This window comes from Agromyces marinus (genome assembly GCF_021442325.1).
GTDB classification, from domain to species: domain Bacteria; phylum Actinomycetota; class Actinomycetes; order Actinomycetales; family Microbacteriaceae; genus Agromyces; species Agromyces marinus.
Genome location: NZ_CP087879.1, coordinates 338,338 through 361,143 on the forward strand (window position 1 = coordinate 338,338; position 22,806 = coordinate 361,143).

19 protein-coding genes and 2 rRNA genes are annotated in these 22,806 nt (G+C 70.0%); 11 read left to right on the forward strand and 10 right to left on the reverse strand.

Annotated elements, in window-relative coordinates; genetic code table 11:
• Positions 1-194 precede the first annotated feature (194 nt).
• Together DSM26151_RS01650 and rrf are read left to right on the forward strand one after the other, a co-directional pair.
• Positions 195-3,299: ribosomal RNA gene (locus DSM26151_RS01650) — 23S ribosomal RNA — on the forward strand.
• A 232-nt stretch (positions 3,300-3,531) separates the two neighbouring features.
• Positions 3,532-3,648 (forward strand): 5S ribosomal RNA (rrf, locus tag DSM26151_RS01655).
• 108 nt (positions 3,649-3,756) lie between these two features.
• Here rrf and DSM26151_RS01660 read toward each other — a convergent pair.
• Both DSM26151_RS01660 and DSM26151_RS01665 read right to left on the reverse strand, forming a co-directional pair.
• Positions 3,757-4,158, reverse strand: a complete 402-nt coding sequence (locus tag DSM26151_RS01660; protein ID WP_234660693.1) for a hypothetical protein — start codon at positions 4,156-4,158, stop codon at positions 3,757-3,759.
• A 167-nt stretch (positions 4,159-4,325) separates the two neighbouring features.
• Positions 4,326-5,366 (reverse strand): o-succinylbenzoate synthase, encoded by a 1,041-nt coding sequence (locus tag DSM26151_RS01665; RefSeq protein WP_234660694.1) that lies wholly within the window; start codon positions 5,364-5,366, stop codon positions 4,326-4,328.
• A gap of 108 nt (positions 5,367-5,474) precedes the next feature.
• Here DSM26151_RS01665 and DSM26151_RS01670 point away from each other — a divergent pair, with 108 nt between their 5' ends.
• The 3 genes from DSM26151_RS01670 (at position 5,475) to DSM26151_RS01680 (ending at position 8,818) form a co-directional block, all read left to right on the forward strand.
• Positions 5,475-6,407, forward strand: a complete 933-nt coding sequence (locus tag DSM26151_RS01670; RefSeq protein WP_234660695.1) for a 1,4-dihydroxy-2-naphthoyl-CoA synthase — start codon at positions 5,475-5,477, stop codon at positions 6,405-6,407.
• 57 nt (positions 6,408-6,464) lie between these two features.
• Positions 6,465-7,697 carry an AMP-binding protein gene (locus DSM26151_RS01675; protein ID WP_234660696.1) on the forward strand — a complete coding sequence of 411 codons (1,233 nt, stop codon included), beginning with the start codon at positions 6,465-6,467 and terminating at the stop codon, positions 7,695-7,697.
• A gap of 122 nt (positions 7,698-7,819) precedes the next feature.
• The gene (locus DSM26151_RS01680; RefSeq protein WP_234660697.1) at positions 7,820-8,818 is read left to right on the forward strand and encodes a 1,4-dihydroxy-2-naphthoate polyprenyltransferase; all 999 of its coding nucleotides are present in this window, start codon (positions 7,820-7,822) and stop codon (positions 8,816-8,818) included.
• A gap of 109 nt (positions 8,819-8,927) precedes the next feature.
• Here the strand turns inward: DSM26151_RS01680 and DSM26151_RS01685 are convergent, their stop codons facing one another.
• The 3 genes from DSM26151_RS01685 to DSM26151_RS01695 all read right to left on the reverse strand — a co-directional run bounded on the left by DSM26151_RS01685 (position 8,928) and on the right by DSM26151_RS01695 (position 10,805).
• Positions 8,928-9,647 (reverse strand): hypothetical protein, encoded by a 720-nt coding sequence (locus DSM26151_RS01685; RefSeq protein ID WP_234660698.1) that lies wholly within the window; start codon positions 9,645-9,647, stop codon positions 8,928-8,930.
• Positions 9,648-9,733: 86 nt separating this feature from the next.
• The gene (locus DSM26151_RS01690; protein WP_234660699.1) at positions 9,734-10,318 is read right to left on the reverse strand and encodes a hypothetical protein; all 585 of its coding nucleotides are present in this window, start codon (positions 10,316-10,318) and stop codon (positions 9,734-9,736) included.
• Between the two features lie 121 nt (positions 10,319-10,439).
• Complete coding sequence (locus DSM26151_RS01695; RefSeq protein ID WP_234660700.1) at positions 10,440-10,805, reverse strand: DUF4229 domain-containing protein; 366 nt, start codon at positions 10,803-10,805, stop codon at positions 10,440-10,442.
• A 74-nt stretch (positions 10,806-10,879) separates the two neighbouring features.
• On the opposite strand from DSM26151_RS01695, the gene DSM26151_RS01700 reads away from it, so the two are divergent.
• From DSM26151_RS01700 to DSM26151_RS01710, 3 genes are all read left to right on the forward strand, one after another.
• Positions 10,880-11,329 (forward strand): PLD nuclease N-terminal domain-containing protein, encoded by a 450-nt coding sequence (locus DSM26151_RS01700; protein ID WP_234660701.1) that lies wholly within the window; start codon positions 10,880-10,882, stop codon positions 11,327-11,329.
• Positions 11,322-13,172, forward strand: a complete 1,851-nt coding sequence (menD, locus tag DSM26151_RS01705; RefSeq protein ID WP_234660702.1) for a 2-succinyl-5-enolpyruvyl-6-hydroxy-3-cyclohexene-1-carboxylic-acid synthase — start codon at positions 11,322-11,324, stop codon at positions 13,170-13,172. The genes DSM26151_RS01700 and menD overlap by 8 nt, the downstream gene beginning before the upstream one ends.
• A 79-nt stretch (positions 13,173-13,251) precedes the next feature.
• Complete coding sequence (locus DSM26151_RS01710; protein WP_234660703.1) at positions 13,252-14,109, forward strand: polyphosphate kinase 2 family protein; 858 nt, start codon at positions 13,252-13,254, stop codon at positions 14,107-14,109.
• Between the two features lie 34 nt (positions 14,110-14,143).
• Here the strand turns inward: DSM26151_RS01710 and DSM26151_RS01715 are convergent, their stop codons facing one another.
• Together DSM26151_RS01715 and DSM26151_RS01720 are read right to left on the reverse strand one after the other, a co-directional pair.
• Positions 14,144-15,493 carry an isochorismate synthase gene (locus DSM26151_RS01715; protein ID WP_234660704.1) on the reverse strand — a complete coding sequence of 450 codons (1,350 nt, stop codon included), beginning with the start codon at positions 15,491-15,493 and terminating at the stop codon, positions 14,144-14,146.
• Between the two features lie 28 nt (positions 15,494-15,521).
• Positions 15,522-15,839 (reverse strand): DUF427 domain-containing protein, encoded by a 318-nt coding sequence (locus tag DSM26151_RS01720; protein ID WP_234660705.1) that lies wholly within the window; start codon positions 15,837-15,839, stop codon positions 15,522-15,524.
• Between the two features lie 195 nt (positions 15,840-16,034).
• Here DSM26151_RS01720 and DSM26151_RS01725 point away from each other — a divergent pair, with 195 nt between their 5' ends.
• A complete protein-coding gene (locus DSM26151_RS01725) occupies positions 16,035-16,739 on the forward strand; it encodes a demethylmenaquinone methyltransferase (protein ID WP_234660706.1) in 705 nt (234 codons plus the stop codon).
• A 103-nt stretch (positions 16,740-16,842) separates the two neighbouring features.
• On the opposite strand, the gene DSM26151_RS01730 is transcribed toward DSM26151_RS01725, so the two are convergent.
• The 3 genes from DSM26151_RS01730 to DSM26151_RS01740 all read right to left on the reverse strand — a co-directional run bounded on the left by DSM26151_RS01730 (position 16,843) and on the right by DSM26151_RS01740 (position 20,202).
• A complete protein-coding gene (locus tag DSM26151_RS01730; protein ID WP_234660707.1) occupies positions 16,843-18,513 on the reverse strand; it encodes an ABC transporter permease in 1,671 nt (556 codons plus the stop codon).
• Positions 18,513-19,463 (reverse strand): ABC transporter ATP-binding protein, encoded by a 951-nt coding sequence (locus DSM26151_RS01735; RefSeq protein ID WP_234660708.1) that lies wholly within the window; start codon positions 19,461-19,463, stop codon positions 18,513-18,515. The genes DSM26151_RS01730 and DSM26151_RS01735 overlap by 1 nt, the downstream gene beginning before the upstream one ends.
• Positions 19,464-19,524: 61 nt before the next feature.
• On the reverse strand, positions 19,525-20,202 hold the full coding sequence (locus DSM26151_RS01740; RefSeq protein ID WP_234660709.1) for a TetR/AcrR family transcriptional regulator: 678 nt from the start codon (positions 20,200-20,202) through the stop codon (positions 19,525-19,527).
• A 106-nt stretch (positions 20,203-20,308) separates the two neighbouring features.
• Between DSM26151_RS01740 and DSM26151_RS01745 the strand changes: the two genes are divergently transcribed.
• Both DSM26151_RS01745 and DSM26151_RS01750 read left to right on the forward strand, forming a co-directional pair.
• Positions 20,309-21,427, forward strand: a complete 1,119-nt coding sequence (locus DSM26151_RS01745; protein WP_234660710.1) for a polyprenyl synthetase family protein — start codon at positions 20,309-20,311, stop codon at positions 21,425-21,427.
• Positions 21,427-22,806, forward strand: coding sequence for an FAD-dependent oxidoreductase (locus tag DSM26151_RS01750; RefSeq protein ID WP_234660711.1), 1,380 nt, complete (start codon positions 21,427-21,429; stop codon positions 22,804-22,806). Before DSM26151_RS01745 ends, DSM26151_RS01750 begins: the two co-directional genes overlap by 1 nt.

Sequence of the window (22,806 nt, forward strand, 5' to 3'; positions counted from 1 at the left end):
CCTTCATCGAAGCCGGCGGTTGCTGGTGGGGGTGGGGGTTCTGTCCGTCTGTTGAGAACTACATAGTGGACGCGAGCATCTTAGATTCAATGTCCTTCGGGATGTTGGGTCACAAAGGTGAGTCGTCAGGTGGCTGCCTTTCGGGGTGGCTGTTTGGCGTATTCACTGGTCAATTTTGATCGAACTCATGTGATTTTCAAGTTTCTAAGAGCAAACGGTGGATGCCTTGGCATCTGGAGCCGAAGAAGGACGTCGTAATCTGCGATAAGCCTCGGGGAGTTGATAAACGAGCCGTGATCCGAGGATTTCCGAATGGGGAAACCCCGCCAGGCCCTTCGGGTGACCTGGTGACTCCCGCCTGAATGTATAGGGCGGGTAGAGGGAACGTGGGGAAGTGAAACATCTCAGTACCCACAGGAAGAGAAAACAACCGTGATTCCGTGAGTAGTGGCGAGCGAAAGCGGATGAGGCTAAACCGGTCATGTGTGATACCCGGCAGGGGTTGCATGGTCGGGGTTGTGGGACCTTTCGGGTCGATCTGCCGGTCGACCACGGTGACGCGTCGGGTATAGGCGAACCGGTTTGAATGCCGGACCAGAGTGGGTGTGAGTCCCGTAGCTGAAATGCCCGGCCGGCCGGAGAGGGATCCCAAGTAGCACGGGGCCCGAGAAATCCCGTGTGAATCTGTCAGGACCACCTGATAAGCCTAAATACTCCCAGATGACCGATAGCGGACAAGTACCGTGAGGGAAAGGTGAAAAGTACCCCGGGAGGGGAGTGAAAGAGTACCTGAAACCGTTTGCTTACAAACCGTCGGAGCCTCCTTTGTTGGGGTGACGGCGTGCCTTTTGAAGAATGAGCCTGCGAGTTAGTGATCTGTGGCGAGGTTAACCCGTGTGGGGTAGCCGTAGCGAAAGCGAGTCTGAATAGGGCGTTTGAGTCGCAGGTTCTAGACCCGAAGCGAAGTGATCTATCCATGGCCAGGTTGAAGCGACGGTAAGACGTCGTGGAGGACCGAACCCACTTAGGTTGAAAACTGAGGGGATGAGCTGTGGATAGGGGTGAAAGGCCAATCAAACTTCGTGATAGCTGGTTCTCTCCGAAATGCATTTAGGTGCAGCGTTGCGTGTTTCTTGCCGGAGGTAGAGCTACTGGATGGCCGATGGGCCTCAACAGGTTACTGACGTCAGCCAAACTCCGAATGCCGGTAAGTGAGAGCGCAGCAGTGAGACGGTGGGGGATAAGCTTCATCGTCGAGAGGGAAACAACCCAGACCACCGACTAAGGTCCCTAAGCGCGTGCTAAGTGGGAAAGGATGTGGAGTTGCACAGACAACCAGGAGGTTGGCTTAGAAGCAGCCACCCTTGAAAGAGTGCGTAATAGCTCACTGGTCAAGTGATTCCGCGCCGACAATGTAACGGGGCTCAAGCACGCCACCGAAGTCGTGGCATTACCGCATATCGATAGGCCTTCGTGGTCCAGTCGTGGTGATGGGTAGGAGAGCGTCGTGTGCCGAGTGAAGCGGCGGTGGAAACCAGCCGTGGACGGCACACGAGTGAGAATGCAGGCATGAGTAGCGAAAGACGGGTGAGAAACCCGTCCTCCGGAAGACCAAGGGTTCCAGGGTCAAGCTAATCTGCCCTGGGTAAGTCGGGACCTAAGGCGAGGCCGACAGGCGTAGTCGATGGACAACGGGTTGATATTCCCGTACCGGCGAAGAACCGCCCACACGAGACCAGGAGTGCTAAGCATCCCAAGACACGTGGACCCCTTCGGGGGCGATCGTGTGGCGGCATGCGACCCCGTCTGGTGGAGTGAGCGTGATAACAGGTGTGACGCAGGAAGGTAGCCCAGCCCGGGCGATGGTTGTCCCGGGGCAAGCGTGTAGGCCGACTCCTAGGCAAATCCGGGAGTCACACAAGGCTGAGACGTGATGCGGATGAAAAGTGGGTGATCCTATGCTGCCGAGAAAAGCATCGACGCGAGGTTCCAGCCGCCCGTACCCCAAACCGACTCAGGTGGTCAGGTAGAGAATACCGAGGAGATCGAGAGAATCGTGGTTAAGGAACTCGGCAAAATGCCCCCGTAACTTCGGGAGAAGGGGGGCCGGATACGTGAACCCACTTGCTGGGGGAAGCGTTGAAGGCCGCAGAGACCAGTGGGAAGCGACTGTTTACTAAAAACACAGGTCCGTGCCAAGTCGCAAGACGATGTATACGGACTGACGCCTGCCCGGTGCTGGAAGGTTAAGCGGAACGGTTAGCACTTCGGTGCGAAGCTGAGAAGTTAAGCCCCAGTAAACGGCGGTGGTAACTATAACCATCCTAAGGTAGCGAAATTCCTTGTCGGGTAAGTTCCGACCTGCACGAATGGCGTAACGACTTCCCAGCTGTCTCAACCGCGAACTCGGCGAAATTGCATTACGAGTAAAGATGCTCGTTACGCGCAGAAGGACGGAAAGACCCCGTGACCTTTACTACAGCTTGGTATTGGTGTTCGGTGTGGCTTGTGTAGGATAGGTGGGAGACTGTGAAGCGGGCACGCCAGTGTTCGTGGAGTCATTGTTGAAATACCACTCTGGTCACTCTGGATATCTAACTTCGAACCGTGATCCGGTTCAGGGACAGTGCCTGGTGGGTAGTTTAACTGGGGCGGTTGCCTCCCAAAGAGTAACGGAGGCGCCCAAAGGTTCCCTCAACCTGGTTGGCAATCAGGTGGCGAGTGTAAGTGCACAAGGGAGCTTGACTGTGAGACTGACAGGTCGAGCAGGGACGAAAGTCGGGACTAGTGATCCGGCAGTGGCTTGTGGAAGCGCTGTCGCTCAACGGATAAAAGGTACCTCGGGGATAACAGGCTGATCTTGCCCAAGAGTCCATATCGACGGCATGGTTTGGCACCTCGATGTCGGCTCGTCGCATCCTGGGGCTGGAGTAGGTCCCAAGGGTTGGGCTGTTCGCCCATTAAAGCGGTACGCGAGCTGGGTTTAGAACGTCGTGAGACAGTTCGGTCCCTATCCTCTGCGCGCGCAGGAAATTTGAGAGGATCTGACCCTAGTACGAGAGGACCGGGTTGGACGAACCTCTGGTGTGCCAGTTGTTCCGCCAGGAGCACCGCTGGTTAGCTACGTTCGGGATGGATAACCGCTGAAAGCATCTAAGCGGGAAGCCGGCCTCGAGATGAGATTTCCATCCCCTTCGGGGGGAGAGGCTCCCAGCCAGACGACTGGGTTGATAGGCCAGATGTGGAAGCACCGCAAGGTGTGCAGCTGACTGGTACTAATATGCCGATAACTTGATAATCACTACACACACCACGTTTCAAGGCGGTGGTGTGTGGCCAAGGTGACTCGCGTCCACTCTGTGGTTCCCTTCAGACGGAAACACACACATAACAACACAGCGACACCCCCACCCCACCAACCGCCCTCACGGGACGGCCGGCGGGACACCCGGGGGACCGAGACCACCAACACCCCACCCACCCCGCACACAGCCGGGGGTGACGGGTCGGGGAGCATGTTGGTTCTAGAGTTTCGGCGGCCATAGCGCGAGGGAAACGCCCGGACACATTCCGAACCCGGAAGCTAAGACTCGCAGCGCCGATGGTACTGCAGGGGCGACCCTGTGGGAGAGTAGGACACCGCCGGACACAACATCCAGAAGAGCCACCCACCACGTTCAACAACGAACGCCGGAGGGTGGCTCTTCTGTCGTTCCACCCACCCGCACGAGCACGGGCGGGCGCTGCGCGCCACCGTCAGAACGGAAGCTCGACTCCGCAGGTCGCGAAGCTGCCGGCGATCTCCGCACCGTATGCGGCGAAGATCTCGTCGATGCCCTGTCCGTCGGCCGCCTTGCCCTCGTGCGGGTTGTTCGCGCCGATCGTTCCGCCCTGGCCGTTGGCACCCTTGATCTTGATCGTGAACGAGCTGGGAGCGCCCGTCGCGGCGTACGCGTCGAGCACGCATGAGGCGTCCTCCTCGGGCATTCCGAACGTGAGCTCCTCCACGTGCACGGTGAGCCAGGTCTGCGACTTCGACGCGCCCGCGTTGCCCTGGTCGGAGCGGTTGGCGTTGAAGCACTCGTGGGCGTACGCGGCTGCGCCGCTGCCGAGCACGAGTGCCGCAGTCAGGCCGACGCCGGCTCCGACGTTCCTCATGGTCCTCGAGATCATCGATCTCTCTCCTTCGAATCGGGTTCGGCGACCGGTGCCGGTCGCCGAGGTCAGGTTTCCGGATCGGGGTGGCCGCGGGGTCAGGGTCAGCCCGGAGCCGGGGGCGGTCGGGCACCCCCAATCCGAGGGGCGCCTCCGCTTCGTCGACGGCGTCAGCCGGTTCGGTCGGCGAGACCGGCGTCGCCAGACGGCGCGCCCGGGCCTTCGGCGAGGATCGCATGGCAGCGCTCGAGCCGAGCGAGCCACCACGCCGTACGGTCCTCGTCCGCACGCGAGCGGTCGAGCAGGGCGGGGTCGGGATCGATGCGGCGCACGTCGATCGCACCGTCACGCGGGAGCAGCGGGTCACGCGTGACATCCGCTGCCAGCAACGACGCGGTACCGAGCCCGCAATCGAAGTCCAGCTCGGGGGCGGCCGCCGCCAGGTGCGCACCCATGGCGAGCCCGACGCTGGTGTCGAGTGCGCTCGACACCACGAACGGCAGGCCGGCGCGCTCCGCGATATCGAGGGCGCGACGGATGCCGCCGAGCGGCGCCGCCTTCACGACCAGCAGGTCGGCCGCTCCGGCCGCGGCGACCGCGAGCGGGTCGTCGGCCCGGCGGACGCTCTCGTCGGCGGCGATCGGGATGCCCATGTACTTCGTGCGGGTGCGGATCTCGGCGAGCTCGGCGACGTCGGGACACGGCTGCTCGACGTACTCGAGGTCGAACGGGGCGAGGGCGTGGATCGCATGCTCGGCCTGGTCGAGGTTCCAGCCTCCGTTGGCGTCGACCCGGATGCGCCCTTCCGGCCCCATGGCCGCACGGACGGCTCGCACACGGGCGACATCCTGCTCGAGGGTCTGATCCGATGCGGCGACCTTGACCTTCGCCGTCCGGCAGCCCGGGAAACGCTCGAGCACTGCGGGAACGGCGTCGGCGTCGACCGCCGGGACGGTGGCGTTGACCGGGATCACGTCGCGTCGTGCTGAGGGCGGCGTGCGCCATCCGAAGTCGATCGCCGCGGCGAGCCAGGTCGCCGCCTCGATGTCGTCGTACTCGGCGAACGGCGCGAACTCGGTCCAGCCCTCCGGCCCCTCGAAGACCAGCGCCTCGCGAACGTCGATGCCGCGGAACCGCGTGACCAGTGGGAGCGCGACGACCCGTGCGGTCGCGAGCAGGTCGTGCAGGGCGGGCAGGGCGACGTCGCTCATGCGACGAGTCTGCCACCAGTGCCGGCCGGGCGGGTGGCACCGAAGCGCATGAGGATCGCCCCGAGCCCGGCCCCGGCCCCGGCCCCGGCCCGAACTAGGCTGGGAGCCATGGCGGTCGAGGTGTCGGAACTGTTCGATTCGAGCGAGTGGGTGGATGCCGCGGCATCCGTCACCGGCGGAGCCGGTTTCACCGACATCACGTACCACCACTCGACCGACGGTCGCATCGCGCGCATCGCGTTCGACCGCCCAGAGGTGCGCAACGCGTTCCGCCCGCACAGCGTCGACGAGCTCTTCCGGGCGCTCGAGGACGCCCGCACGAACCCGCGCATCGGCGTCGTGCTCCTGACCGGCAACGGCCCGAGCCCGAAGGACGGCGGCTGGGCGTTCTGCTCCGGCGGCGACCAGCGCATCCGCGGCCGCGACGGGTACCAGTACTCGTCGGCCGAGGGCGAGGTCGTCCGCGACGCGGCGGCCGCGGCATCCACCGGGCGCCTGCACATCCTCGAGGTGCAGCGGCTCATCCGCTTCATGCCGAAGGTCGTCATCGCGGTCGTGCCGGGGTGGGCCGCCGGCGGCGGCCACTCGCTGCACGTGGTGTGCGACCTCACGATCGCATCGCGCGAGCACGGGCGGTTCAAGCAGACGGATGCCGATGTCGGCAGCTTCGACGCCGGGTACGGGTCGGCGTACATGGCGCGCCAGGTCGGGCAGAAGTTCGCGCGCGAGGTGTTCTTCCTCGCCGAGGAGTACTCGGCCGACCGTGCCTGCGAGATGGGTGCTGTGAACCGTGTCGTGCCGCACGCCGACCTCGAGCGGGAGGCCATCGCGATGGCGCGCACCATCCTGACGAAGTCGCCGACCGCGATCCGCATGCTGAAGTTCGCGTTCAACGCGGTCGACGACGGGCTCGTCGGCCAGCAGGTGTTCGCGGGCGAGGCGACGCGCCTCGCCTACGGCACCGACGAGGCGGTCGAGGGGCGCGACTCGTTCCTCGAGAAGCGCGAGGCCGACTGGGGCCCGTACCCATGGCACTACTGAGCGAATCGGCGGACGCGGACGGGTGCGGAACCGGATGACCCAGTGTCGAGGCTCACGATGAAACCCCTCATCCGGGTTCCGGCCGGTGACGTGCCGCGACTCATGGCGCAGTTGCGCAATGCCGTGCTGCTCGACGGCCTCGCGGTGCTGCCCATCCCCGGAGACGAGGAACCGACCGACCCGATCGACCGGCTGGTCCCCGACGACATCGCACTCGTCGTCGAGACGAGCGGATCGACCGCCGCACCGAAGCGCGTCGCGCTCTCAGCGGCCGCGCTCCGCGCGAGCGCAGCGGCCACCTCTCGCTGGTTCGGCGGTGCGCACGGGCAGTGGCTGCTCGCGCTGCCGGGAACCTACATCGCCGGCGTCCAGGTGCTCGTGCGCTCGCTCGTCGCGGGCACCGAGCCGGCGGTGATGCCCGACCACGGGTTCACGCCCGAGGGCTTCGTCGAGGCGGCGCGCACGCTCGACCCCGACCGGCCGTGGTTCACCTCGCTCGTGCCCGTGCAGCTCGCCCGCCTGGTGGAGGCGGCCGACACCGATCGCCGGGTTCGCGCGGCGCTCGGCTCGTTCGAGGCGATCCTGCTCGGCGGCCAGGCGGCGCCCCCAGGGCTCGTCGAACGCGCGGCCGCGCTCGGCGCGCGAGTGCATCGCACGTACGGGTCGAGTGAGACCGCGGGCGGGTGCGTCTACGACGGAACCCCCCTGCCCGGGGTCGACGTGCAGATCGTCGACGGCGAGGTGCGGCTCGCCGGGCGGATGCTCGCCGAAGGGTACCTCGACGAACCCGAACGAACCGCGCGGGCCTTCTCGGTCGACGCGCACGGAACCCGCTGGTACCGCACGGGCGACCTCGGGTCGCTCGACGCCGACGGTCGACTCCGGGTGAGCGGGCGTGCCGACGACGTGATGATCTCCGGCGGCGTGAAGGTCGCGCTCGGCGAGGTCGAGCGTGCGGTGCACGGCGTCGCCGGGTTCGGCGACGCCGTCGTGGTGCCCGTGCCCGACGCCGAGTGGGGCGAGCGTGCGGCGGTTGTGACGGCGTCGGAGGCCGGTGCGGCGGTGGGCGCGCTGGGCGCGCTGCGCGCGGCGACGGATGCCGCGGGGCTGCCGCCCGCCGGACGACCCGTTCGAGTCGTGGTGCTCGGAGAGCTGCCGCGACTCGCGTCGGGCAAGCCCGATCGCGCCGCGGCATCCGCTCTCGCCCGCGAGGCCGGGGGTGCCCCGCGCGCCGGGGGTGCCCCGCGCGCCGGGGGCGGCGCGCACGCCGCGCACGACGAAAACGCATGAGAATCCGCCTGATGCCCCGCTCACCGGACCCATCGGGCGGATTCTCATGCGTTTCAGCGGGCAGGGCGGGGAGCCGGCGGACGGTGGAGCCGGTGCGGGGGCGCGGGGAATAGCATGGCCGGGTGGCACGCCCGAAGACCAACCGCACGACCCCGGCCCAACCCGCGTCCGCGCGGACGCACGGACGCTCCGGCAACCCCGCGAGAGCCGCGGCCGCCCCGGTGACCGGGCGCGGTCCGGCCACCGCGCGCGACTGGATCGCGGGGGCGCGGCTTCGGACCCTTCCGCTCGCGATCGCGCCCGTCGCCCTCGGAACCGGCGCGGGAGCCGTCGTGCTCGGCTTCCTCGACGAGCCGTTCCACCCGTGGCGCGCGGTGCTCGCGCTGGTCGTCGCGCTCGCACTGCAGGTCGGCGTGAACTACGCCAACGACTACTCCGACGGGGTCCGCGGCACCGATGCCCACCGGGTCGGGCCGGCCAGGCTCGTCGGCTCCGGCGCGGCGACGCCGCGGCAGGTGCTCGGCGCGGCACTCGCGAGCTTCGCCGTCGCGGCCGTCGCAGGGCTCGCCCTCGTCGTCCTGACGCAGCAGTGGTGGCTCATCGCCGTCGGCGCGGTCGCGATCGTCGCCGCCTGGTTCTACACCGGCGGCAAGCGCCCCTACGGCTATGCCGGGCTCGGCGAACTGTTCGTGTTCGTCTTCTTCGGGATCGTCGCGACTGCGGGGTCGACGTACGTGCAGGCGATCGAGGTCAACCTGGAGGCGTGGACCGGCGGCGCCGGGATCGGCCTGATCGCGTGCGCCGTGCTCATGGCGAACAACCTTCGGGATGTCGACCAGGACCGCGCCGCACGCAAGCGCACGCTCGCCGTGCTCGTCGGCCCGGTCGTCGGGCGGATCCTCTTCGCCGTGTTCATGCTCGCCCCGTTCGGAGTCGTCGCATTCTGGGCGCTGCTCTACCCGCCGGCGTGGCTCGTGATGTTCGCGCTGCTCGCGGCGATTCCGGCGTGCGTGATCGTCGGGTGGGGGCGCACGCCGCGAGAGCTCATCACCGCGCTGCAACTCGCGAGCCTCACCGCGCTCGTCTACGGCGTCGGGCTCGGGCTCGCGTTCGCGTTGTAGCGCGCGAGCGTTCGGGCGCGCGGCGTTGGCGGCGTGTCGGTTCCGGGATTCCGGGTGCCGTTTGCGGGTGCCGTCTCGGCGTGCCGTTTCGGCGTGCCTGCTTGGGGTGTCAGTCGCAGCCCGGGGTGTGGGGGTGGGTGGTGCAGGGGCCGGTGACGAGGACGGTGTCGAGTTCGCCGACGAGGATGCGGGTGGGGGTTCCGGGGATGGTGAGGGTGCCGTCGATCCAGCGCCAGGTGGATCCGGCGTAGCGGTATTCGGCGATGTAGGTGATGTCGAGTCGGGCGGTGTGTTCGCCGGGGGTGGTGTAGACGTGGCTGGTGGGGGTGGTGGTGAACTCGGGTTGGTCGAGGTCTTCCCAGGTCGTGCCGGGGTCGGTGGTGGTGTGGGTGGTGCCGTCGGAGTAGGTGCGGTGGTAGCCGACGGGGTGGAAGCGGACGTGCACGGGCCGGTCGAAGAGGGTGCCTGACCTGGTCTGGGTGTCGTTGTCGGCGAGGGCGTTGGCTGGGAGGTTCAGGATGGCCCAGCCGTCGGGTTCGGCGCGGTGCTGGCCGGGTTCGGGGTGGAAGGCGGCGATGTCCTGGAGGGTGAGGGCGGGTTCGCCGGGTGGTGGGGGTTCGGGTTCTGCTCCGGTGAATCGGCAGGGGGTGGGGTTCTCGGGGTTGCAGATGTCGGCTGGGGGTTCGGTGGGGCGTCGGGGTGGTTCGGTGGTGTGGGTGATGGTGTCGGTGTCGGGGGTGAAGCCGTCGGCGGGGTTCGTGTTCGTCCCCGGACGGGTGAGTTCGGCGATGATCTCTGCGGTCTGCTGAGTGTCGCCGTTGTTCAGCACCGCAAACAGCTCGGACGGCGCGGGTCGATCAGACGCCAGCGCTGCCGACGTCGGTACCAGCGCAGCGAGGACGCCGATCGCAACTGCTACTCGCAGAATGATGCGTCCTCCCACGTCTCCAGGTCATCGAGGCGTAGGGTCCCGGCGGCATCAGGGAGGGACTCGAAGTGCGCGATCACAGCTGAAATGCTCGGGCGGTCCTTGGGCGTGACGTCTGAGCCCTGTGCATCGAGCACGAGGGTGTCCGTCACGTCGCGGCAGAAGTAGGCAGACACGGAGGCGGTGCCGGAACTCTCCTCGCGGTCCGCTAGACGCGCACCGAACACATGAGGAGCGCCGGTTGTTCTGAGCTCGGCCTCATCCAAGAGCCGGAACTCATCGATGAACTGCTCGGCGAGGTTCTTTCCCACGACATCGGAGATGCGCTCCGGATCGACGCCGCCCTCGGACGCGATCAATGTGGACATCGCGCTGTACGCCTCGTACGCCTCCACCGCCGCCGCGAGCGCCTCCTCGTCCGACGCGAAGATCGGCTCGGCGGTCGACCCGTCGGCCGTCTCGGCGGGCGGCGCGGTGCGCGGTTCGCCGCCCGGCGCGCTCGCGACCGCGCACGCGGTCGTGCCGATGAGCAGAGCGCACGCGATGGCGGCGATGGCGGCGCGCTGCGGCATCCGCCCGGGTCTGCTGGTGGGGGCGGATGACGCGGGCATGCGCTTCACGCTAGGCGACGGCGGGCCTCGGTGGTGACGGTTATCCCCAGCCGAACGGGGCGGTGCGGCTGGAGCGCGGGCGCTACCCGCTCGCCGAGTCCTGACGGGCATCGCGCGGCGCCGGCGAGGCGGCATCCGCCCCTGCGCCGTCCACACCGTCGACGCCGTCTGCACCATCGACGCCGTCCATGCCGTCGAGCGCCGCATCCTCCGCTTCGTCGTCGACCGTGACGGCCGGCGTCTCGCGGTGCCTGGCCGCGTAGAGGTCGCTCGCGAGCTGCTCGCGCGACGCGCGCAGGAAGATCAGCGACGCGCTGAACCCGAAGAGGGCGGCGACGAGCACCGCGATCCACGGGGTGACCCCGGCGATGAGCAGGACCGCGAGCGGGGCCGCGAACAGCAGCACGCGCAGCAGCGTGTAGCGGAGCCAGGCGGGGAGGGCGTTCACCCGTTCAGTGTAGGCGGCGCAGTCTGGGTGCCCGCTCCCAGCCGAACGTGATGCGGCACGCCTACAATCGAGCCATGGTCCGCCTCTGGTTGATCGCAGGCGTCGCCGCCGTGGTCTTCACGATCTATGCGGCGGTCGACTGCGCGTTGTTCGATCGCACCCGCATCCGCGGGCTCGCCCGCGGATGGTGGATCGTGGTGATCCTGTTCGTTCCCGTGATCGGTGCGGCGCTGTGGTTCATCGTGGGCCGCGGTCGTGCGCCGAGGGTCGGGCAGGTCGGCCGTCACAGCAACGCGCCCGACGACGACCCCGACTTCCTGCGCCGGCTGCGCGCCGACGCGGAGCACGAGGAGCGGATCCGTCGGCTCGAGCAGGAACTCGAGCAGCTCGACCAGGAGCAGGGCGGCGATGCCGACGGTCCGCGCGCCCCGCGCCCTGACGACGCGCTCGGCACCGACCGCCGGCGCAACGACGGCACCGACGGCCCCGGTGAGGCGGGCCCTTCGGGTCGGCCGAATGGCTGACGGCCTCTCGTTCGCAAGTCCCGCCACTGCCTGGTCGCTCGGGCTGCTCTCGGAGTTCGTGCGCGCCGGGGTCGTGGATGTCGTCGTCGCTCCGGGTTCGCGTTCGCAGGCGCTCGCACTGGCCGCGGCCGAGCTCGAGCGCGTCGGCGCCATCCGCCTGCACGTCAGGATCGACGAGCGCGGTGCGGGGTTCCTCGCCATCGGGCTCGCCGTCGAGACGGGCCGTCCGACGGTGGTCGTGACCACGTCGGGCACGGCGGTCGCGAACCTGCACCCCGCGGTGCTCGAGGCGCATCATTCGGGCGTGCCGGTGATCCTCGCGACGGCCGACCGGCCCGAGGCGCTGCGCGGCATCCGTTCCAACCAGACGACCGTGCAACCGGGGATCTTCGCGGGCGCGGTGCGCCTCGAGCGCGACGTGCGACCGCCCGAGGGCGAGCCCGGTGAAGCGGATGCCGCGGCGAGCCTGGCACGCGACGCCGTGCGCGCGGCGCTCGGCGTCGATACTGACGGCGTGCTCGTGCCGCACCCCGGCCCGGGCCCGGTGCACCTGAACCTGCAGTTCCGGGAGCCGTTGTCGTCGCCCGCAACGATCGACACGGTGCCCGAGGTGCGAGCGGATGCCGCGGCATCCGTCGCCTCGATCGTCGCCGAGGCGCGTGCCGAGGCGCGCGTCGCGCGGCTCGCGCACGGGCCGCGCACGATCGTCGTCGCGGGGGCCGGCGCCGGGCCCGAGGCCGAGGAACTGGCGCGTGCCGGCGGGTGGCCGCTCCTCGCGGAGGTGACGAGCGGGTCGCGGTTCGGGCCGAACCTCGTGGTCGCCTACCGGGAACTCCTGGCCGAGCCGGGGTTCGGCGACGAGGTCGAGCGGGTGGTCGTGTTCGGGCATCCCACGCTCTCCCGCGAGGTCCCGGCGCTCGTGCAGCGCGACGGCGTCGAGACGATCGCGGTCGCACCGTACGGCATCGAGTGGTTCAACCCGGGGCACGCCGTCGACCGGTTCGAACGCGCGGTCGCGGTCGAGGCGCATGAGCCGACGCCCGAGGAGCGGGCATGGACCGGTCGCTGGGTTCGCGCGAGCCGGATCCTGCTCGACCGGCGCGACGCCGAACCCGGGGCCGGCGGCACGGCGGGCACGGCGGGCACGGGCACCGGGCCGGGCGCCGCGGAACCGCTCCGCAGCGGCGTCGACGAGACCGGGCACGTCAGCGACTACGCCGCGCAGCGCGCCTACCTGAAGGACCAGCTCGCCAGGATCCGCCGCCCCATCGACCGGCGCATGCTCGTCGAGGCGCTCTGGGCCGCGACCTGGCCGCACGACCGGCTCGTGCTCGGTGCGTCGCGGCTCATCCGCGACGCCGACCGCAACGTGCCCGGCCGACGCATCCCGGTGCACTCGAACCGCGGTCTCGCGGGCATCGACGGCACGGTCGCGACCGCGATCGGCATCGCCGTCGCGAGCCAGACCGCGGCGCCGGGCGCGACCGCGGCGCCGGGCGAGACCGCGACCGGCACCACGCGCGCGCTCATCGGCGACCTCACGCTGCTGCACGACGTCGGCTCCCTGCTGCGCGCCACGGGCGAGCCCGCGCCGCGTGTGCTCGTCATCGTCGGCAACGACGGCGGCGGCACGATCTTCGACGCGCTCGAGGTCGCGGCATCCGCCCCGGCCGACGCGTTCGACCGCGTCCAGTACACCCCGCCGCACGCGGTCGACCTCGCCGCACTCGCGAGTGCCTACGGCTGGGAGTACCGTCGCGCGACCACGCGCGGCGAGCTCGACGAAGCGCTCGGCACGTCGGTGACGGGGCCCACGCTGCTCGAGGTGCCGCTGGAACGCTGAGCGGGGCCTTGCCGTGGCATCCGCTGCGCATCGATGATGGGGGAACGCCGCGGGCGACGCGGCCGGCGAGGGGAGCGACGTGGGGCAGGAGACGTACTGGGCGAGCGACCCGTCCGAACTGCTGAGGGTTCGCGAGGGGTTCCGGCTCGACGAGGTCGACCCGCGCGGCACTCCCGGGATCGACGCCGACAAGGCCGCCGGGCACGCCGCGCTCGCCGAAGGCGCCGGCATCCTCGCCGAACTGCAGGAGAAGCTGTACGCGGGCAACCAGATGGGCGACGACCCGCGTCGCGTGCTGCTCGTGCTCCAGGCGATGGACACCGCGGGCAAGGGCGGCATCGTCAAGCACGTCGTCGGCGCCGTCGACCCGCAGGGCGTACACCTCGCCGCGTTCAAGAAGCCGACCGAGGAGGAACTCGCGCACGACTTCCTCTGGCGGGTGCGCAAGCAGGTCCCCGCCGCCGGGCGCATCGGCGTGTTCGACCGGTCGCACTACGAGGACGTGCTCATCGGGCGCGTCCGCGGACTCGCCCCGCCCGACGAGATCGAGCGGCGCTACGGCGCGATCAACGCGTTCGAGGCCGAGCTCGCGGCATCCCACACGACGATCGTCAAGGTCATGCTGCACATCTCGATGGACGAGCAGCGGGAGCGACTGCTCGAACGACTCGATCGCGCCGACAAGCACTGGAAGTTCAACCCCGGCGACATCGACGAACGACAGCTCGCGCCGGCGTACCGGGACGCCTACCAGGTCGTGTTCGAGCGCACCTCGACGGAGGTCGCGCCGTGGCACGTGATCCCCGCCGACCGCAAGTGGTACGCGCGGCTCGCGGTGCAGCACCTGCTCATCGACGCGCTCGAGGGGCTCTCGCTCGAATGGCCGGCGGCCGACTTCGACGTCGCGGAGCAGCGGGCGCGGCTCCTGGGAAGCTAGGCCGAGCGCCCCGCGCGCCCCGGCAGGTGCGGGCTCAGCCGATCACGGGCGAGGGCGGCGGCGCACCGAACGCCTCGACGATCGGGCGGAACTTCATGTCGGTCTCCGCGAGCTCGTCGTCGGGCACCGAGTCGTGGACGATGCCGCACCCGGCATATGCGCGCACCGCGCCATCCGCCGAAACCTGCGCGCAGCGCAGGGCGATCGCCCACTCGCCGTCGCCCGCCGCGTCGACCCACCCGACCGGACCCGAGTAGCGACCCCGATCGAAGCCCTCGAGTTCGGCGATCGCCGCGAGGGCGAGGTCGCGGGGCGTGCCCGCGACCGCGGCCGTCGGATGCACCGCGCGCACGAGGTCGAGCGAGTTCGACCCGTCGCCCAGCGTGCCCTTCAGGTCGGTCGCGAGGTGCCACAGGTTCGGCAGTTGCAGCGTGAACGGCTCGGGGCTCGTGTCGAGCCGTGCCGTGTGCGGTTCGAGCGTCGCGACGGCGCTCTCGACCGCGAGCGCGTGCTCGGCGAGGTCCTTCGTCGACGTCGCGAGGCGGGCCGCCCGGTCGCGGTCGGATGCCGCATCACGACCCCGAGGCGCGGTGCCGGCGAGCACCCGCGCCGAGACCGTGCCGTGGTCGACGCGGACCAGGGTCTCGGGGCTCGCGCCGATCAGGCCGTCGACCGCGAACACCCACGTGTCGGGGTAGTCGTCGGCGAGCTTGGCGAGCGCGGCGCGCAGCCCGGCATCCTCGTGCAGTTCGCCCACGATCTCGCGGGCGAGCACGACCTTCTGGAACCGGCCGCCGTCGATGCGGCGGACGGCTTCGGCGACCGCGTCGGTGTATGCCTCAGGCGGCATGGCGCCCGGCGTGAAGCGCACGCGCGGCACGTCGCGCTTCGGCGCGGGCGCGGGAAGCTCGATCAGGTCCGGTTGGTCGGGGGCGCCGGGGCGGTCGTGCTGCGGCGGTGCGCCCGGTGCAGCGGATGCCGCGGCATCCGTCGTCTCGATGCGCGTGACCCACGCCCGACCGTCCCGGCGCCCGACGACGACCTCGGGCACGACGAGCACGCTCGTCGCGGCCGACTCGTCGGCGAACGCGATCGCACCGAACGCGACGAGGCCGCTGCCGGGTAGGCCCACGCGATCGTCGACGTCGGCCGCGCGCGCGAGCGCGCGCCAGGCGCGGGCGGCGTCCGAGATGCGGTCGGGCCCGTGCGTCTCGATGCGGAGCACCTCGCCGAGGCCGATGATGCCCTCGCCGCGGCGCATCCAGAGCAGCGGATGCCTCGGATCGAGGCGCGGCACGAGCGGTGCGGTGTCGTCGACGGGGACGGTGCGGACGCGCAACCCGATGGGGGTGGCGGCGGGCGCCGCGGCATCCGTTCGCGTCACCGGACCAGCCTACGCCGGGGCCGCCGGCTCAGGCTGCGACGACCTCGACGCCGTGCCAGAACGCGACGTACTCGCGGATCTCGGACGCCGCCTCGAGCGGCGTCTCGTAGGTCCAGGCGGCGTTCGGGTTGCGCTTGCCGTCGACCTCGAGGTGGAAGTAGTTCGCGGTGCCCTTCCAGTGGCACACGGTGCGGTTGTCGCTGGGGACGAAGAACTCGGGGTGGATCGCGTCGCGAGGGAAGTAGTGATTGCCCTCGACGACGACCGTGTCGTCGGATTCCGCGATGACCGTGCCGTTCCAGATCGCCTTCATGCTCGGTGCAACGCGCGCGGGGTGCCGTTCCATTCCCGGAGTCCCGCGCGGCGCCGGTTCGCGGGTGCGGGTGCGCGGCGTCGCGCGTGATGCATGAGAATCCGGCAGATGTGCTCTGTGGAGGGGGCATCGGGTGGAATCTCATGCATCTGCGGCCGACGGCGTGCGGGCGGCCGGTGGCCGGGGGCGCACGGAACGCGTCCGGCGGGCGACCGTAGACTCGCTGGCATGACGCGTGCAGACCTCGGCAAGGACCCCCGTGACGTGTCGGCCATGTTCGACCGGGTCGCGGCGCGGTACGACCGCACCAACGCGGTGCTCTCCGTCGGCAACGCCGCGCTCTGGCGCATCGCGACCACGCGGGCCGTCGCGCCGAAGCCGGGGGAGCGCATCCTCGACGTCGCGGCGGGCACGGGCACCTCGAGCGCGAGCCTGGCGAAGTCGGGTGCGAGCGTCGTCGCCGCCGACTTCTCGCCCGGCATGATCGAGGTCGGCCGCCGGCGCCAGGCGCACGTGCCGAATCTCGTGTTCGTCGAGGCCGACGCGATGAAGCTGCCGTTCGGCGACGCCGAATTCGACGCGGTCACGATCTCGTTCGGCCTGCGCAACGTGAAGGAGCCGAAGGTCGCGCTCGCCGAGTTCCTGCGGGTGACCAGGCCCGGCGGGCGCCTCGTGGTGTGCGAGTTCTCGCACCCGCCCGTCGGCGTCGTGCGCGCGGGCTACGACTTCTACCAGAAGGTCGTCATGCCGCCGCTCGTGAAGCTGTCGAGCTCGAACGACGACGCGTACGAGTACCTGAACGAGTCCATCAACGCGTGGCCGGACCAGCCGCGGCTCGCGGCGTGGGTCCGCGAGGCCGGGTGGGCGGATGTCGCGTGGCGCAACCTGACCGCGGGAATCGTCGCACTGCACCGCGGTCGCAGGCCCGAGTAGCGCGCAGCGCCCTGCCCTGGCCGGGGAGGACGCCGCGCGCCGCGCGCTGCGCGCCGCTTGCCGCGCGCCGCGAGCCGAGAGCCGACGCCGCGCGCCGCGCGGTTCAGTCGCTCGTCAGGTCGCGCCTCCGGAACGCCGCGAGTGCCGCCGCGACGAGTGCCGCCGCGATGCCCGTGAGCGCGAGCATCGCGACGCCGGAGATCTCGTCGGCGGGCGCCTCGCCGATGTGCTCGAACGGCGACAGCGAGATCGCCCAGTCGGGGGCGTCGAGCAGCGGTGCGAAGAACCCGAGCAGGAACGCGTAGCCGAACACGACCCACGCGAGCCCGAGCAGGCGCGGGACCGCCGCGTAGAGCAGCGCGGCGAAGCCGAGCACCGCCCACACGGCCGGTGCGTGCACGACGTGACCGAGGAGCACCTCGCCGAACAGGTCGCCGTCGCCCGTGCTCGCGACCGCGCCGGTCGCCGTGCCGACGCCGGCCGCGGTGAGCAGCAGCACCGTGCCGAGGGCGGTTGCGGCGACCCACGACCCGATCCAGGCGGGGCGGCCGACGGCGGTCGCGAGCACCGCCTCGGAGCGTCCGTCGGTCTCCTCCGACCGCAGCGACTGGATCGCGAGGAGCACGTAGATGGTCGACGCGAGCGCGAACAGCAGGCCCATCATGCCGAGGTAGCCGGTGAGCAGGTCCTCCTCGCCGCCGAACAGCACGAGCAGTTCGGGCGGCGCGTCGGCGAAGCCCTCGAGCATCGCGTCGGTGAACGCGCCGTAGACGACCCCGCCGATGAGCAGTGACGCGCTCCACCCGATGATGCTGCCGCGCTGGAGCCGCAGCGCGAGCGCGAACGGGCTCGAGAGCGCGGCCGATGCGCGGGCGGCGCCGCGGCGGGCGGGCATGAGTCCCGCACCGAGGTCGCGTCGCGTCGACAGGGCGTAGCCGACGACGGCGAACACCACGAGGCATCCGATCGACACCGCCAGCGGCGCCCAGGCGTCGTCGGCGAACGGGGCCGCCTTCTGCGACCACCCGATGGGGGAGAGCCACGACAGCCAGTCGAGGTCGCCCCCCTGCGCGGCCGACATGTCGCCGAGCCCGCGCACGAGGAAGCTCGCGCCGAGCACGGCGCCGGCCAGGCCCGCGGCGGTGCGCGAGAACGCGGTGAGCTGGGCGGTCGCCGCGGCGATGCCGGTGAACGCCAGCCCGGCGGCGCCCACGCTCGCGCCGAACACGAACGAACCCGCCGCATCGAACTCGAGGGCGGTGAGCAGCGCCCCCATGAGCACCGCGACGGTCAGGTTCATGAGCACGCTGATGCCGATGGCCGCGGTCAGGGGTGCGTGACGCCCGATGGGGGCGGCCCTGACGAGCTCGGCGCGCCCCGACTGCTCCTCGAGCCGGGTGTGACGCACGACGGTGAGCAGGCTCATGAGCGCGGCACCGATGATGAGGTAGAGGCCGTAGGTGCCCGCGAGGAACAGCTCGAGGCTCGGTTCGGCGTCGCCGAATCCGGGGCCCATGAGCAGCGCGGCGGCGGGGTTCGCCGAGAGGGCGCTGAAGGACGCGAGGTCGGCGGCCGTCGGGAACACGAGCTGCAGCACGTTCGCGAAGTAGGCGAGCAGCATGGTCAGCCCGAGCGTCCAGCCGAAGAACCGGATCCGGTCGCGGCGCAGCATGAACCGGAGCAGCCGGAGGGTGCCGACGAGCGGCCCCCGGCCGGTGCGAGCGGATGCCGCCGGAGCGCTCGACTGCGGCGCCGGCGCGATCGTCGTGGTCATCAGGCCACCTCGCTGCGGGCGCCTTCGGCGCCGTCGGTCGCGAGGTCGTCGCCGTAGTGGCGCAGCAGCAGCTGCTCGAGGGTGGGCGGCGTCGCGGTGAGGCCGTTCACGCCGAGGACGGCGAGTTCGCGCACCACGGCGGGCATGGCCTCGCCGTCGACCTCGAAGTGCACCTGGGCGCCTTCGCTGCGGAGGTCGTGCACGCCGGGCAGTGCCGCGATCGGGTCGGCCGGGCGGTCGAGGATGACCGACACGGCGGTGCGGGTCAGGTGCCGGAGATCGCGCAGGCTGCCGGTCTCGACGATGCGGCCCTGCCGGATGATCGAGACGCGGTCGGCGAGGACCTCGACCTGAGCGAGGATGTGGCTCGAGAGCAGCACGGTGCGGCCCGCGGCCGTCGCCTCGCGGATGCACGACTGGAACACGGATTCCATGAGCGGGTCGAGCCCCGAGGTGGGCTCGTCGAGCAGCAGGAGTTCGACGTCGCTCGCGAGTGCGGCGATGAGGGCGACCTTCTGGCGGTTGCCCTTCGAGTAGGTGCGGCCCTTCTTGCGGGGGTCGAGGTCGAACCGGTCGCACAGTTCGTCGCGCCGGGCGCGGTCGAAGCCGCCGCGGAGGCGCCCGAGGAGGTCGATCGCCTGCCCGCCGGTGAGGTTCGGCCACAGTTCGACGTCGCCGGGCACGTAGGCAAGGCGGCGGTGCAGGTCGACGGCGTCGGCCCAGGGGTCGCCGCCGAGCAGTTCGGCCGTTCCCCCGTCGGAGCGGAGCAGCCCGAGCAGGATGCGGATGGTGGTCGACTTGCCGGCGCCGTTCGGGCCGAGGAAGCCGTGCACCTCGCCGCGCTCGACGGTGAGGTCGAGGCCGTCGAGCGCGGCGACGGATCCGAATCGCTTCCGGAGCTCGGTGGTGCGGATGGCGGGTGCGGCTCCGCCGGGGTTCGTGGTGGTCATGAGAGGTCCGTTTCGTCGCTGGAGGTGGGTGCGAGCAGGGGTGGTGCAGGGTGAGCGGATGTCAGGCGCGCGCGCCTGCGGACGACCCCGGCGGATCGGGGATGTAGAGGAGATAGGTCTCGAGGAGCGTGCGATCCATGAGGAAGCCCTCGGTGTAGATCTCGAGCGCGGGCAGCGTGAGGCGCCCGAGCGCGCGTTCCCAGAACTCGCTCGTCGCGAGTGCGTCGGGATCGGTGGTCATGGAGAGGTCGAGCAGCAGCGCACCGAGCGTGGCGCCGATGAGGAATCGCACGCGGGCGTCTTCGTCGCGGCTGGGCACGATGGTGCCGGCTTCGACGCCGGCTTCGACGTACTCGACGGCGTCGGCGACCATGTGCTCGATGAAGTCGCGCGCGTGGGTTCCGCCGGCCTGGATGCTGCGCAGCGTGTAGGCGATCATCGGGCGATACGCCTCGATGCGGGCGAGTTGGCCGATGAACGCACCGGGTGCGGACTGCTCGGCGAGGACCTCGGCCTTGCTCTCGCGGATGACGCGGAACACGTGGTCGTCGCAGGCTTCCCGGAGGCCGTCCTTCGATCCGAAGAGCTTCACGATCGCGGCGGCGCTGACACCCGCGTCCTTGGCGATCGTGCGCAGGCCCGTCTCGAACCCGTCGCGTGCGAATCGCGCGATCGCGGCGTCTCGCACGCGGGCCCGCGTCGTGAGATCCGACGTGTCGCGTGATCCCGGTGAACGCATGTTCACCACAGTAAACACTCGTTCACACAGCGTCAAGAGGCTTCGCGAAGCGGATGCGAGGAGCATGCGGCATCCGTTCGGATTCGCCCTCGGTAGGCTGGTCGTCGTGAATCCGAGCCTTCCGGTCCGTCGGGCCTCCTCGCTCGCGGCCAACCTCGGCCTGAGCGAGCGGGTCTTCGCGTCGTCGGCCGACCGGGCCATGGCCCGGGCCATCGACGACGGCCTCGAACGCATCGAGACCGGACTCGTCGACCAGGTGCGCTTCGCCGACCCGATCGCGGATGTCGCCAGCCGCTACCTGCTCGAAGCCGGCGGCAAGCGCGTGCGGCCCATGCTCACGCTGCTCACCGCGCAGCTCGGCGACGGGGTCGTCGACGACGTGGTCAGCGCGGCCATGGCGGTCGAGATCACCCACCTGGGCTCGCTGTACCACGACGACGTCATGGACGAGTCGGAGCGCCGCCGCGGCGTGCCGAGCGCCCAGACGGTGTGGGGCAACTCGGTCGCGATCCTCACGGGCGACCTGCTGTTCGCGCGCGCGAGCCAGCTCATGGCGGGGCTCGGGGAGCGCGCCATCCGCATGCAGGCCGACACGTTCGAGCGGCTCGTGCTGGGCCAGCTCAACGAGACCGTCGGGCCCGACCCCGACGAGGACCCGATCGAGCACTACATCCAGGTGCTCGCCGACAAGACCGGGTCGCTCATCGCGGCGGCCGCGCAGTCGGGAATCGTGTTCGGCAACGCCGACCCCGCGCTCGAGGCGCCGATCATCGAGTTCGGCGAGCGGATCGGCGTCGCGTTCCAGCTCATCGACGACGTCATCGACCTGTCGCCCCAGCCCGAGGAGACCGGCAAGGTGCCCGGCACCGACCTGCGGGCGGGCGTCGTGACCCTGCCGCTGCTGCGGCTCCGCGAGATAGCGGCGACGGATGCCGCGTCCGCGACCCTGCTCGAACGCATCAGCCGCGACGTGCTGCCGGCCGATCCCGCCGCCGCGGGCGACCCGTTCGACACGAACACGCTCGCCGCGCGCGTCGTGCCGTCGCGGGCCACCGTCGACGCGCTCGTCGACGAGTTGCGCGAGCACGAGGCCACGCGCGCTACGCTCGCTGAGGCCCACCGCTGGGCGCGGGAGGCCGTCGCGGCACTCGCCCCGCTGCCCGAGGGCAGCGTGAAGAAGGCGCTCACGCGCTTCGCCGACACCATCGTGGAGAGATCAAGCTAGTGACTCGCAACAAGCTGCGCCTCGCGATCGTGGGCGCCGGCCCCGCCGGCATCTACGCCGCCGACATCCTGCTCAAGGCCGAACGCAACTTCGACGTCTCGATCGACCTGTTCGACCACCTGCCCGCCCCGTACGGGCTGGTCCGCTACGGCGTCGCGCCCGACCACCCGCGCATCAAGGGCATCATCACCGCGCTGCGCGAGGTGCTCGACCGCGGCGACATCCGCATCTTCGGCAACGTCCGGTTCGGCGAGGACATCACGCTCGAAGACCTCAAGAAGCACTACAACGCCGTCATCTTCGCGACGGGCGCCGTGCGCGACGCGTCGCTGAACATCCCCGGCATCGACCTCGAGGGCTCGTACGGCGCGGCCGACTTCGTCAGCTGGTACGACGGGCACCCCGACTACCCGCGCGAGTGGCCGCTCGAGGCGCAGTCGGTCGGCGTCATCGGCAACGGCAACGTCGCGCTCGACGTGGCCCGCATGCTCGCCAAGCACGCCGAGGACCTGCTGCCGACCGAGATCCCCGCCAACGTGCACGCAGCACTGGCGGCATCGCCCGTGACCGACGTGCACGTCTTCGGGCGTCGCGGCCCGACATCCGTCAAGTTCACGCCCCTCGAGCTGCGCGAGCTCGGCGAACTGCGCGACGTCGACATGATCATCCACGACGAGGACTTCGACTACGACGACGCAGCGCGCGCCGCGGTGGCGGGCAACAAGCAGGTCTTCGTCATCGACAAGGTGCTGCAGCAGTGGCGGCAGCGCGAAACCGGACAGGCGTCGCGTCGCCTGCACCTGCACTTCTTCGCCAAGCCGCTCGAGGTCGTCTCGGACGGCGACGGCAGGGTCGCCGCGCTGCGGTACGAGCGGACCGCACCCGACGGCGAGGGCGGGGTCGTCGGCACCGGCGAGATCCGGGAGATCCCGATGCAGGCGATCTACCGTGCGGTCGGGTATCACGGGTCCCCGCTCAAGGGCATCCCGTTCGACAAGAAGTTCGGCGTCATCCCGAACCACGAGGGCCAGGTCCTCATGCGCGACAAGGAGACCGGACAGTCGCGCCAGATGTACGGCGTCTACGCGACCGGCTGGATCAAGCGCGGCCCCGTCGGGCTCATCGGCCACACCAAGTCCGACGCGATGGAGACCATCAAGCACCTCATCAACGACCTCGGCAACTGGTGGCGGCCCGAGTCGCCGTCGGAGGAGTCGGTCATCGAGATGCTCGAGGGCCGAGGCATCCGCTGGACCGATCTCGACGGATGGCACCGCCTCGACGAGCACGAGCAGGCGCTCGGCGCCGCCGAGGAGCGCAAGCGCATCAAGGTCGTGCCGCGAGACGAGATGGTGGCGATCTCGCGCGGCGAGGTCTGA

Excerpts from the sequence above, each read along its gene's own strand:
- DSM26151_RS01690 (WP_234660699.1), bottom strand. The coding sequence starts at position 10,318 with ATGCCGCAGCGCGCCGCCATCGCCGCCATCGCGTGCGCTCTGCTCATC.
- DSM26151_RS01675 (WP_234660696.1), top strand. The coding sequence starts at position 6,465 with ATGAAACCCCTCATCCGGGTTCCGGCCGGTGACGTGCCGCGACTCATG.
- menD (WP_234660702.1), top strand. The coding sequence starts at position 11,322 with ATGGCTGACGGCCTCTCGTTCGCAAGTCCCGCCACTGCCTGGTCGCTC.
- DSM26151_RS01720 (WP_234660705.1), bottom strand. The coding sequence starts at position 15,839 with ATGGAACGGCACCCCGCGCGCGTTGCACCGAGCATGAAGGCGATCTGG.
- DSM26151_RS01735 (WP_234660708.1), bottom strand. The coding sequence starts at position 19,463 with ATGACCACCACGAACCCCGGCGGAGCCGCACCCGCCATCCGCACCACC.
- DSM26151_RS01725 (WP_234660706.1), top strand. The coding sequence starts at position 16,035 with ATGACGCGTGCAGACCTCGGCAAGGACCCCCGTGACGTGTCGGCCATG.
- DSM26151_RS01700 (WP_234660701.1), top strand. The coding sequence starts at position 10,880 with ATGGTCCGCCTCTGGTTGATCGCAGGCGTCGCCGCCGTGGTCTTCACG.
- DSM26151_RS01730 (WP_234660707.1), bottom strand. The coding sequence starts at position 18,513 with ATGACCACGACGATCGCGCCGGCGCCGCAGTCGAGCGCTCCGGCGGCA.
- DSM26151_RS01670 (WP_234660695.1), top strand. The coding sequence starts at position 5,475 with ATGGCGGTCGAGGTGTCGGAACTGTTCGATTCGAGCGAGTGGGTGGAT.
- DSM26151_RS01740 (WP_234660709.1), bottom strand. The coding sequence starts at position 20,202 with ATGCGTTCACCGGGATCACGCGACACGTCGGATCTCACGACGCGGGCC.
- DSM26151_RS01665 (WP_234660694.1), bottom strand. The coding sequence starts at position 5,366 with ATGAGCGACGTCGCCCTGCCCGCCCTGCACGACCTGCTCGCGACCGCA.
- DSM26151_RS01660 (WP_234660693.1), bottom strand. The coding sequence starts at position 4,158 with ATGAGGAACGTCGGAGCCGGCGTCGGCCTGACTGCGGCACTCGTGCTC.